The sequence below is a fragment of the Nostoc sp. DedSLP03 genome (assembly GCF_034530815.1).
Classification (GTDB): domain Bacteria; phylum Cyanobacteriota; class Cyanobacteriia; order Cyanobacteriales; family Nostocaceae; genus Nostoc.
Window position 1 is genome coordinate 1 of the sequence record NZ_JAVRCK010000143.1, and the last position, 13,221, is coordinate 13,221.

General features: G+C 38.8%; 6 protein-coding genes. All 6 read left to right on the forward strand.

Translation table 11 applies throughout. The annotated features are described in order from the left end of the window. On the forward strand, window positions 1-1,791 hold a 1,791-nt coding region (locus tag RM368_RS36200; protein ID WP_322698529.1), incomplete at its 5' end, for a strawberry notch-like NTP hydrolase domain-containing protein. Window positions 1,792-2,024: 233 nt separating this feature from the next. Next, on the forward strand, window positions 2,025-2,369 hold the full coding sequence (locus RM368_RS36205) for a hypothetical protein (protein ID WP_322698530.1): 345 nt from the start codon (window positions 2,025-2,027) through the stop codon (window positions 2,367-2,369). Between the two features lie 323 nt (window positions 2,370-2,692). Next, window positions 2,693-4,813 carry a pentapeptide repeat-containing protein gene (locus RM368_RS36210; RefSeq protein ID WP_322698531.1) on the forward strand — a complete coding sequence of 707 codons (2,121 nt, stop codon included), beginning with the start codon at window positions 2,693-2,695 and terminating at the stop codon, window positions 4,811-4,813. A gap of 37 nt (window positions 4,814-4,850) precedes the next feature. Continuing rightward, entirely contained in the window at window positions 4,851-6,527 is a 1,677-nt protein-coding gene (locus RM368_RS36215; protein WP_322698532.1) for a pentapeptide repeat-containing protein, read from the forward strand. Beyond that, window positions 6,517-7,950, forward strand: coding sequence for an AAA-like domain-containing protein (locus RM368_RS36220; protein WP_322698533.1), 1,434 nt, complete (start codon window positions 6,517-6,519; stop codon window positions 7,948-7,950). The genes RM368_RS36215 and RM368_RS36220 overlap by 11 nt, the downstream gene beginning before the upstream one ends. Before the next feature lie 7 nt (window positions 7,951-7,957). Further along, entirely contained in the window at window positions 7,958-12,805 is a 4,848-nt protein-coding gene (locus tag RM368_RS36225; RefSeq protein ID WP_322698534.1) for an AAA-like domain-containing protein, read from the forward strand. The last annotated feature ends 416 nt before the right edge of the window (window positions 12,806-13,221 follow it).

The following is a 13,221-nucleotide window of genomic DNA, read 5'->3' on the forward strand; positions in this document are numbered from 1 at the left end:
GCATCAAGGGTACATTTTACCTCCATTGGTAAATTCTTTCCTAGAAATCACCTTATACAAGCTACTGATTTGATTTTGGAGCCAAGTGCCGGAACTGGTTTGTTAGCACAAATGGCTAAACTGCACAGTGCAAGTCTGATGCTCAACGAGCTTGCACCCGATAGATCGAAGATTCTGCGGCGATTATTCCCTGGTACACCATTATTCTCAGTAAACGCGGAACAGATTAACGACTATCTGGTTGGCAAGACTCAGCCCTCAGTTGTGCTGATGAATCCACCTTTCTCTGCATCTCCCAAAATCAACAGTCGCAACCCCGACGCAACTAAGAGCCACATCAACTCGGCATTGCAAAGACTGGTTGATGGTGGACGACTAATAACAGTTACAGCCAATTGGTTCTCTCCCAATAATCCTACTTGGCGAGAGACTTTTGTTAAGTGGCAGGATTTTGCGCGAGTTCTACTATCTGTTGGGGTCAACGGCAAGGTGTACTCAAAACATGGGACAACTATCGACACTCGGATTACAGTGATCGACAAAGTTCCGGCTGACTCCAGCGAAATCCCTTGTATTACTGAAACTTTGGATCTGCCTGAAATACTGGCATTAATTGAGCAGTTGCCACAGAGGTCTTCGTGGGAACGCTCAGAAAAAGTCAAAGCTGCTGCGAAGGCAAAAGTTGTTCAATTGCCAAAACGCTCTGTGGTAGCTCAAGCAGAAACACTTTCTTCAATTCCAGATGTGGTTATTCTGGAATACGAAGTCGTCGAATGGTCTGCTACAGAAGGACTCAAAGATACTTTATATGAAACCTATCGCCCACAACGAATCAGAATTAAAGATGCTTTACCTCATCCCTCACTGCTTTGTGAGAGTGCAGCCCTAGCACTTGTCTCACCACCGGCTCCAACTTACAAACCACATCTCCCACGCAACATCATCACACAAGGCAATTTGTCAGAGGCACAACTTGAGAGCGTTATTTACGCAGGTCAGGCGCACTGTGAATTTCTGTCTGGATCTTATATTGTGGATGATTCATGGGATAATGTGACTGTAGCGGCAACTGGTGAAGAAAATGCTGTAAAATTTCGTCGTGGCTGGTTCTTAGGCGATGGGACAGGTGCGGGGAAAGGTAGACAATGTGCAGGAATCATTCTCGACAACTGGTGTCAGGGGCGGCAAAAAGCAATCTGGGTATCTAAAAGTTCTGCCTTAATTGAAGATGCCCGTAGAGACTGGTGTGCGCTCGGAGGTACTGAGCGCGATATCATCGACCTGAGCAACATTAAACTTGGCGATCCAATCCCTTTCACCCAAGGGATTCTGTTCTGCACGTACTCTACTCTACGTTCTCAAAAGAATGCTAAAAGTCGGCTTAAGCAAATTGTTGAATGGGCAGGTAAGGACTTTGAGGGTGTCATTTCATTTGACGAATGCCACAGTATGGGAAATGCTATGGCGCAAGAGGGAACGCTGGGTATGGTTGCAGCTTCTCAGCAGGGTATTGTTGGGCTTCGACTGCAAAATGCACTTGCCAAAGCCAGGGTTATATACGTGTCCGCAACTGGTGCGACAAAGGTTTCTAATCTCTCCTATGTGAACAGGTTAGGATTGTGGCAGACTGGCGACTTCCCATCCACAAACCGTGAGGATTTTGTGGAGTCTATCTCTGTTGGTGGCATTGCGGCGATGGAGGTGGTGGCTAGGGATTTGAAGGCACTCGGTTTGTATTTGGCGCGATCGCTCCTGACTTTAACCACCGTCCTCGATCTAAAAAATTTATAAATCTGTAGCCCTTAAATTCCTTTATAAAAAGAAAATCATTGCTTAAATCAGAGCAAAGCAATTAAAAACTTGGTAGATTAAAAATTACTAATTTAGATTGCGGACTTATATGATATTACTCAATAATAAGCCTGTAGTATAAAGTCATGCTGTTAGTGAAATAATTGCTTTTAATAAATTTACTTGCAGCTAGAATCCGAAAATTATATTTTAACCAAACTGAGGGTAATAAAATGAATCTAAATGATTTAGTTGTAGAATTGAACAGTTTGACTCTTGAACAAAAGAAAATCTTTTTAGATTCAATTAAAATTTTAGAAGATATGGATTCTTCTGGGAAAGAATATTCAGAAGAATCTGGGAAGATAATTGATGAGGATACAACATCAATAACAATGAATCTAAATTTGAATAATGAAGCAAAAATTGAGGATGATTTTGAGATTTTCCTATCTGAACTATCCTCTAGTGCTAGAATGACTAATATAAGCTGTATTTTAAATTGTGTAAAAAATAGTAACAGTGAAAATTTACTTAAGTGTATAAGTGGTTGTAGAAGAACTCCTATTGAAATTTAGATAATAATTGGATTAATAAATTAAGTATTTACATAAAAAAATGATATTTTTATTCAGTTTTTTATGTATCTAAGTTTGAAGCAAGTTTAAGTTTTTGATATGTTTTCATATTCAATGTATAGATAGAGTTTCGTTTAAAGTTAAAAACCTGAAAGTGTAATTTATTTATTACAAATTTGATATTTTAAAATTAACTTTATTGAAAACTTGCGGCAAATAAGTCAAAATCATACATTTTTGTACTTAATCTTAGAAAAAAAAGTATAAATTGAGGATATATTAATCTTAAAAGAGAGTCAACACAATTATCTATTTACAATATTATGCCCTTAGATTTCTCTTATCAAAATCTTAGAGGTCGTTCTTTTAAGAATCATAATCTTATAAATGCAAATTTTAACTATGCAGATATTCGTGGGGCGAATTTTAGCTATGCTAACTTGAAAGGAGCAAAATTCACTGGTGTAAAAGCCGGATTGCAAAATCACTGGATAATAATTAGTTTATTCTTAATAATATTATTATCAGCAGTAATCTCAGCACTATTTTCACTAACTTCTACTGCTGTTTTATTAGGTTTTTTTGCAGCTTCCAAATACAGTATAGAGACAAAATCTATCTTTAGTTTAGTTTGTATAATTGAGTTCACTGTTTTTTTTATTGTCACGGCTCATAAGGGATTATTAGCAGGTTTACAAGTTATAACTGGAAGTGGAGTTATTTTCATAGCCATCATCAGTATCTTCTTTAATGGAGCTTTCGCTTTTGCTAGTATTGCAATCCTTACTATTGCCATTACTATTACTCTGCCTATTGCTGTTGCTGTAGCTATAACTATTGCTGAAATTTTGGGCTTCATCTTCATTGTTATCGTTAATATTATTGTTGTGAGCGGCTCTGTCATTTTAATCTTCGCACTGAGCAAAATTAGTATTTTCACATTAGCCAAAGTGGGAGTTGTGCTAGGATGTGAAACTTTTGTACTGTTCAGTATTTGCATTGGTTGGCGTACTCTAACTGAAGATAAAAAAGATTCTTGGGTTCGCTCATTTGCTATTGCTTTTGCTACTACATTTGGGACAAGCTTTTATGAGTCAGATTTAACTGACGTTGATTTCTCTTGTGCCACACTTAAAAATACAGATTTTAGAAACACTACTCTTACTCGAACTTGCTGGCACAACGCGAAGCAACTCAACTGTGTTCGTCCTGGTAACACTTATCTTCAGCATCGAAAAGTAAGACAATTATTAGTAGGAGGTAAGGGGCAAAACAAGAATTTTGACCGGGAGGATTTGCGGGGAGTCAACTTACAAGGGGCGAATTTGGTAGATTCCAGCTTTATCGGTACAGATTTGAGCCACGCTAACCTGCAAAACGCAAACTTATCCAGAGCAAAACTAGTACAAACCCAACTAGATGGCACTGACTTTACAGGTGCAACTCTGACAGGCACATACATTGAAGACTGGAACATTACCACTGACACTAAGTTTGACGAAGTGCGCTGTGAATACGTTTATATGCACCTGCCTACGCCAGATAACCCTGATCCCCACCGTAAACCCGACAACAGGCAAGAAGTATTTGCTGATGGCGAGTTTGGAGATTTCATTAAACCCATCTTTGATACGCTCGACTTGTACCATAACCAAGGGGTTGACCCCAGAGCGATCGCAATTTCCTTTAAGCAGCTAGCCGAAAATCACCCCCAAGCAGATTTACAAATTGTGGGAATGGAAGTGCGAGGCGAAGATAAGTTCTTGCTTCGTGCAAAAACAGCAGCGATGGCTGATAAGTCTGAACTGAGCGCAGAATATTTTGACACTTATAATCAGATAAAAGGTTTGCCGGAGCGAGAGATTAAATTACTGCTAGCAGAAAAAGATAATCAAATCCGCAGATTAGAAAATATGGTGATGACGGCGTTAGAACGTCCTAGCTTTTATTCAAACGTTGAGCAAGTAGGTTTTATGACAAACAATCCCGGTGGCTTTTCAGTTGGTGGTTCAGTTGATGGCGATATTAATAATGTTCAGGGTGAAAATAACCAACAACGGGTAAGTAACAAAACCTCTAACTTCAACCTGCAAAATGCTCAATTCGGTGGTGGTTTAGTCAATGCCGACACCGTAAACGCCGAACAAATCGGCGGCAACATCACCAACTACAACACTGAGCAGCGTCAAAACCTCGCCCAAGCCGCAACAGACATTCAGCAGCTTCTCAACCAACTGAGCCAGTCATACCCCACTGCAACTACTTCGCAGAAAATGGCTGTTGTGGCTAGGGCTGTGGATGAAATTGAGAATAACCCAACATTGAAAGCGAGAGTGATTGGTGCGTTAAAAGCTGGGGGAACCGAAGCATTTAAAGAGCTAATCGACCATCCTTTAGTGAATATACTGTTGGCTTCAATTGATGGATGGCAGGAGGCAGAGTAGTTTGTTGGCAACGGGTGAGCAGAGGAGTTAGCTGGTGATGGCGAATGAGAAGCATATTTCAATATTTATTCAAGGAACGAAGGCTTGGAATAGCTGGAGAGAGAATAATCCTGATACCATACCAGATTTAAGCGAATTTGACTTTAGTAAATTTAAGCTTTATCTTCGTGGAGCTAATCTTCGCCGAGTTAATTTCTTTCGAGCTAAATTTGACCCTGATGAGTTTACTGATATTATCTTTGAAGAAGCTGATTTTAGTGAAGCTAATCTCTGCGAAGCCAAGTTTTACGATGATATAAATCTTTGTAAATGTCATTTTTATAAAACCAAAGTTTATCGTACAGATTTCAATGGGATTAATCTTACTGAAGCTAATTTTCATCAAGCTGACATAGATAAAGTAATTTTTTGTGGAGTAAATTTTTCGAGAGCGAATTTGTGCGGATTAAACCTTGCTGGTATGGTTTTTTGTCCACGTTCGTTGAAAGAAGCTAATCTTAAAAGAGTTAATCTCACAGGAAACACCAGACTTGGTAGAGTTGATTTCAGTTATGCCAATCTTAATGAAGCTAATCTTAGTAATGCTAATCTTAGTAAAACTAATCTTAGTAATGCTAATTTTAGTAATGCTAACCTCAGTCAAACTAATCTTAGTAATGCTAACCTCACTGAGACTGATTTCAGTAATTCCGATCTGACCGGAGCTAATTTATATAACTCAACTATAAATGGTGCTAAATTTGTTGCCGCTAACCTTGCATTTGCTACTTTGAGCAAAACCAAACTCATCCTAATTAATTTTAGTAATGCAACTCTGAAAAATACTGATTTTAGTCAGACTGATTTAAGTTATGCAAATCTTAATAAGACTGACCTCAGTGAAGCCAATCTGAGCCGAGCTTTTCTTGTTGAAACTAACTTTAGTGAAGCTAATCTTAGTAAAGCTAACCTAACTGAGGCTAATTTAAGCAAGGCTGACTTGAGCAAGGCTAAACTCTACGAAGCTGATCTCAAGGGAGCAAACCTAAGCGAAGCTAATTTAAGCAAGGCTGATCTCAGCAAGTCTGAACTTTATCTAATTAGAGCATTAGGAACAAATTTTACTGAAGCAACTTTTACAGGAGCTTGTATTCAAGACTGGAATACAAATAGTACTACAAACCTCACCGACGTAATTTGCGATTACATCTACCTCCGTCAAGATCAACAAGAGCGCCGCCCCAGCAGTGGTAATTTTGCCCCCAGTGAATTCACCCAACTGTTCCAAAAATCCCTAGAAACAGTTGACCTAATCTTTCGCAATGGTATCGACTGGGATGCTTTTGCTTATTCGTTCAAAAAAGTAGAAGTCGAAAACCAAAGCGCTCAACTAGATGTCCAAAGCATTGAGAAGAAAGGCGATGGCATTCTTGTAGTCCGAGTAGCTGTTGCCCCTGATGCAAACAAAGCGAAAATCCACAGCGACTTCATCCAGGGCTATGAATTTGCGGCTAAGGCATTAGAGGCACAGTACCAAGCAAGACTTGAGGATAAAGATAAAGTAATCAATCAGTTGTTTTCTTCAATTCACCAGTTAAATAAACAACTAGCAGAAACTTCTGGTAAAGTCTCGATTTACTACCAGCCTAACTCCCTGTTCGCAGGTGGCATAGTAGATGCCAACACTGTCAACGCAGACCAGATAGGTGGTAACATTCAGAACAATGACGCTTAAGAACGCTCAAGCTAAACCCATGCCGGACTCAGAAGATCCGAAGCAAGCCAACAACAACGACTTACGCAATGCCCAGTTTGGCGGCGGGTTGATTAACGCTGGCACAGTGAATGCTGGGCAGATTGGCGGCGACATCTACAACATTCACCTTGGGAAAGAGACGGCGGCATCAGGTAATTCAGTCCAATCCCAGAACCAACAACAGCGATCGCTCTCTGAAAAAGATTCACTTGAAAAAGCTTACACCCTTCAAAGCCAGAAAGTTGCAAATTTACGAACAGCGTTAGTTATTGAAACCGATGTATCCCGCAAGTTCCAATATGAAAACCAGCTTCAGTCAGAAGAACGCACCTTGAAGGAACTTGGTGACAAGTTAGATGCAATTGAACAACAGTTGCAAGCGGCTGAGAACTCTGGACTAAGGGCAGACACAATTATATATATTGAAAGACCACCAATTGAGGACAAATCCTATAAAGCAATCGTGCAACCAGGGGCATTGATTCGTCTCAAAGCCCCGCAGAGAATGGGTAAAACATTACTGCTGGAGAAAACTCTAGACTATGCAAGACACCAGGGTTATCAAACTGCGAAAATAGATTTACAACTGGCTGATATAGATGTTCTGGCTAACTTAAAAACATTTCTGCAATGGTTATGTGTTGATGTTGCTGACAGTCTGGAGCTAGAACCCCAACTAGAAAAACATTGGCAAGAGGTTTTTGGACTGAATAAAAACTGTACCCGTTACTTTCAAAAATATTTATTATCACTTACTGATACTCCCTTAGTTTTAGCCATAGATAACTTTGAGAGACTGTTTGATTTTCCAGAGATTTTTCCTCAATTCTGCTTGTTACTGCGGGGATGGTATGAGGCAGCGAAACAGGGAGACAAGATTGGTAATATTTGGAAGAAGCTGCGGTTAGTAGTAGTTCATTCGACTGAATCTTACCCTTCCTTAGACAGTAATCACTCCCCGTTTAATGTAGGGTTGGCAATTGACTTACCCGAATTTAACTTGCAACAAATAACAGACCTCGCCAAACAGCAAGATTTAGGATTACTAAAAGAACAAGACTTGGCTCAGTTGATGGAGTTAGTTGGGGGGCATCCTTCCTTGGTACAGTCAGCGATAACGCATCTCAAAAGCCAGCAAGTGACCTTAGAACAGTTATTAAGACTTGCACCAACGGAACAGGGAATCTTCAGTGACCACTTGCGGCAACAACTGTGGCATTTACAACATAATCCCCAGCTTGAAATAGGGTATAAAAAAGTAGTAATGGTGAATGCACCCGTGAGGTTAGATACTGAAGTTGCGTTTAAGTTGCACAGCTTGGGTTTGGTAAGATTTATTGGTAATGATTGCGTTCCTGGTTGTGATTTGTATCGTCAGTATTTCTCAACTCGTTTGGAGTAGGTAAATTGTGGTTGACCAATACATATTCTCTGGAAGTCTACCTGAAAATGCCAGCACCTACGTCATACGAGAAGCTGATACACAGTTATATGAAGGACTGAAAGCGGGGAAGTTTTGTTACGTACTGAATTCCAGACAGAGTGGTAAATCCAGCTTGCGTGTACGAACCATGCAGCGATTGCAGGAAGATGGTGTAAAGTGTGCCGCAGTTGACCTTTCTGCTGGAGGTATTCAGAATGTCTCTCCTGAACAATGGTATGCAGATTTAATTGACACGCTCATTGACAGTTTTGGATTAGATTTAGACTTTGGTGATTGGTGGGAAGCGAATCAGTTAAATTCGCTAGTTACAGGATTTCGCAAGTTTTTAGAAGAAGTATTAATTGTAGAAGTTCAAGAAGATATCGTTATCTTTATTGATGAAATAGATAGCGTACTCAGTTTAAATTTTCCTACAGATGACTTTTTTGCATTGATTCGTGCTTGCTATAACAAGCGAGTTGATAACCCGGAATTATTACGCCTCACTTTTTGTTTGTTAGGGGTTGCATCACCTAGCAATTTGATTGAAGATAAACAGCGTACTCCCTTTAACGTTGGTCAGGCTATCTCTCTAAAAGGTTTCCAGTTACATGAAACTGAACCATTAGAAAAGGGTTTGTATGGAAAATTTAGTCATCCCCAAGCCATAATGCAGGAGATTTTGCAGTGGACTGGTGGGCAACCATTTTTAACTCAAAAGCTGTGTCAGTCTATGGTTGAGGAGTCTGAGCAACAAACTCCTCGTTCAGTAGAGCAAGTTGTTAGGTTGCGGATTATTGAAAGTTGGGAATCACAGGATGAGCCTGAGCATTTTCGGACGATTCAAGCCCGGATTTTACGAGATGAACAACGGGCAGGGTATTTGCTAGAACTGTACCAACAAGTCAGATTGGCTGAGGAGCAATCTCAGGTAATAGCAGATGAGACATTAGAGCAAAGTGAGCTACAACTTTCGGGATTGGTTATTAGACAGCAAGGTAAGCTGAAGATATATAACCAGATTTATCAGGAAATATTTAACTTCAATTGGATTGAGACTCAATTAAATAATCTGCGCCCTTATTCTGAAAACTTTCGCTTTTGGGTAGCTTCTGGTAGAACTGATAAATCACGTTTGTTGCGAGGAAAGGCATTACAAAAAGCGGAAGAATGGGCTAAGGATAAAAATTTAAGCTATCAAGATAAACAATTTTTAGAAGCTAGTAGATATTTAGAGTTTAAAAGTTCCCTTTCATCCGATTTGGATTCAATAGCAGCACCAAGTTATTGGACAATAACCCGTAATTCAATATATTCTTGGTTGAATGTTAATGCTAGTCCCTTAGCTGAACTATATAAAGGTATAGTTTGTTTAATATTTGAGAAAAAGATTCCTGGTCAATTAAAATTTTTATCTCATGCTGTAAGTGAAATACGTAATCAATTACCTAACTATATTTCTGCTGAAAATAATAGCATAACATTTAACTATAAAGACGAATTAGATAATCTTTTGCAAATTTGGCAAAATAGTGGTTTTGAGGTTGAACAAAGTTATCCAATTAACCATGATATTAATATAAACTCTCAACTGTTTAATCATATACAGCAAATTCTTAATAGACATAAAGCCTCTAATAATGCTACTAAAGAAAAAACTATTCATTTTTTTGAACTGTGTATTGCTGAAAATAAACCTGTTCGAGATACATTAATACCTATTGTTGAACAGTGGTGGAATGTGACAGAGTGGTTTATACAAAGAGCGGATGATAGCGGTGAAAATGAACAGAATCACAGTGAACAAGAACTACGTAATAAGTATGAAATCTTTGAATCTTTTCTTGGCGTGATTGCTCAGAAATTTTTCAAAACAACAGATGAAATTGACAAAATTCTGAGAGAAGCTAATGTCGAAAAGTTAGAAATAGCAATAGCATTAATTATTCATCCTCAGCAGCGTCACTACTTTTTTAATCATTTAAAAAATCCAGAGTGGATTGAGCCATTAAAAAACAAAGGTTTTTTTCAAAATCCTCCTCCAATTGTTGAGGATAGGATTCAAGGCACTATAACATTCCCAATGTGGGCTGAGTCTCGCTATCTGGCACGGATGACTAAACACAAGCCAACAGAAGTACTAGAAATTGCACTTCAAATAGAAAGTAATAATCCCAGTGTTCATGAAGATTTTGTTGATGCTGGACTTCAAATGCCTTCACAAGAAACAGTGCAGATGGTTAATAAAGTAAAAACATGGATAGAAACACTATACTCATCATCTCTACTTCCAAAGAAAGTTACTGCTCTTATAGTACATCTTGCTAAGGGAGGTCACTTTAAAAAAGCATTAGATTTGGCTAAAACCTTATTTGCAGTTATGCCAGATTCTAATTTTTCCAATAAAAAAGAAGCTGACAACAGAGTGTATCTTCCCTTACCAAAACCACAAATTCGCTTTGATAATTGGAACTATGAACGAATTATTAAAAAGTGTGTAACAGAATTAGTAAAAGTAGCAACAGAAGAAAAACTAGATGTTTTGACGATGTTAATTTTTCTGCTATTTGATGCAGTTAATTATTCCTACTCTGATGAAGAACTCCAACAACGGGAAACAAGCTTACCTATGTGGGAAGATGGCTCATATTACTGGCTACATACTATTGAGGAATCTGATGAAAAGTACTCTCACTTAGAAGTTAGAAAAATTTTGGTAGCAGCAGTAAAGGATACAGCAGAGCAAATTTTAGAAGAAGATAATAGTAAAATAAGAGATATTGTTTCGCTATTAGAGAAGAGCCGTTGGCGGGTTTTTCATCGCATCGCCCTTTACTTAATTAATAAGTATCAAGATGTAGACTACAATTTGCTTATTGAAAAGCTGGCTGATCATAACCGTTTTACAAATAGTTATCCTGACGAAGATTATGAGTATGTACACTTACTCAAAGATAATTTTGCTCAACTTCCTGTAGGCAAACAAGAGCAGATTCTAGGTTGGATAGAAAACCCGCAAATTGACTACTCTTGGCTAGAAGACCAAGAAAAAAAAGCTGAATGGGTGAGACGCTGGCAGTGGAAAAAATTGACAGTAATAAAAGATATTCTTTCGATACATTGGCAAGAACGCTATAAACAGTTAGTTAATGAGTTTGGTGCTAGTGAAATTTCAAATACTTTTCCTAGAAGAATTGGTAGTGCTAGAGTTGTAGGTTTAGTAAGTCCAAAAACTGACTTGGAATTGGAATCTCTGAGTATTGAAGAGCTAGTTGACTTTCTGAAAGCTTGGCAGCCAAACTCTACAAATTATTGGGAATTTGACGAACCCTCGCGCTCAGGACTAGGAGATGCTCTAGCAAGAATAGCTGAAAAAAATCCTCAGCGTTATGCACAAGCAGCTTCTCAATTTCAAGGCCTACACCCAACATATCTGTCGCATCTGCTTAGGGGTTTCCGTCAAGCCTTAAATAATCACTCACAACAGGAACAAATAGAAGAGTTTGATTGGACATCGGTTCTAAGTCTTTGCAATTGGATAGCTGAGAAGTCTGAAGAATTGAAGGAAGACCAAGCAATTTATGATAAACCTAACAACAATTGGCTTGAACCTTGCCGAACAGTGGTAGATTTAATTGGAGTCGGACTGAGCGTTAATACAAAAGCAATTCCCTTTGATTTCCGTAATCAGGTTTGGAACATCCTCAGACTTTTAACTCAACATCCAGACCCAAGCCCAGAAAGAGAAATGGGCTACTATAGCTCAAATCATGATTATAGTAATCTGGCAATTAATACTGTTCGAGGAAAAGCAATCCATACAGTTGTACGCTATGCTCTTTGGGTTCGTCGCCACTTTGAACAACTACCTGAGAGTGCAGAGCAGTTGCAGCGAGGTTTTGATGAAATGCCGGAAGTTCGACAGGTACTTGATGAGCATCTCAACTTAGAGCAAGAGCCATCGTTGGCAATCCGCTCAGTCTATGGTCAATGGTTTCCTTGGCTGGTTTTACTAGATCCGCTTTGGGCAAGTCAAAGTGTAGAAAAAATTTTTCCACAAGAAGAAAGTTTGAGTAACTTACGACTCGCAGCTTGGGAAAGCTACATTACTTATTGCCATACCTATGATAATGTTTTTAATTTACTACAGGAGGAATATAGCTATAGAGTTGAACAGTTAAATTCCGATGAGATTGAAGAAAAAAAACTAACAATTATTAATGAAAATCTTATTGAACACTTAATGACTTTCTACTGGCGTGAAAAATTGAATTTGGATGATCCAAGAGGATTACTAACAAGATTTTTTGAGTTAGCTTCTGATCAATTGCGTGGTTACGCTATTGAATTTGTAGGTAGAAGCCTTAAGAACACACAGAATGAGGTCGAGCCAGAAATTCTTAGTACACTACAATTGCTTTGGGAAAACCGTTTTGAAATAGCTCGTAGTTCTACTGAAATTAGTTCTTACAGTACTGAACTTGCTGCTTTTGGCTGGTGGGTTGGATCTGAGAAGCTAGATGACTCCTGGTCACTGACACAACTCAAAGGTATTCTTGAGTTAGTTGGGAAAGTAGAGCCTGATTTCCTGATACTTGACCGTCTAGTTTTACTTGCTGACTCAATGCCAGAATTAACAGCCGAATGTTTTGAACTGATGATTAAAAAAGACAAACCTGGGTGGAGTACGTATGGCTGGCAGAATGAAACTAAGACTATTCTTAGTAAATTAATTAAAAGTAGCAGTGTCAAAGCCACACAAATTGCTGACAATATTATCCAAGAGTTGGGTAGACGCGGAAATTGGGAATATAGAGAGTTACTTCCAGAATGAGGAAGTAAATAATTTACACAACTTTAAGTCTTAACTGAACCGTATTGATCCATAACCTACTCCCCCACCGGAAACTGCCGCATCATTTCCGCCAGTGCCACAGCCTCTCCATCCGGGGTGTACACAACCTCACCCGACATTGCAATCACAATCCTCTGCTTCCTCGCCCACTTCAAGGGAGCAAGTACAGTAGCAGATATTCTATAACTAACAATGGTACGTCAAGTCACTTACCCGTTAATGCTAATGCTTCTATTTTTGGAGCAAGTTCCCCAAGTCTGCTTCTCTTAAAATATCAGGGTAAGAGCATCTCAACTAGGCTTTACATAAGGGCTGAGAGGAATCTAATGTAGAGTCAATGAAACAAGAACTGAGAACTCGAATCATATAATCGTTATCCATACCAGTCCGTTTCA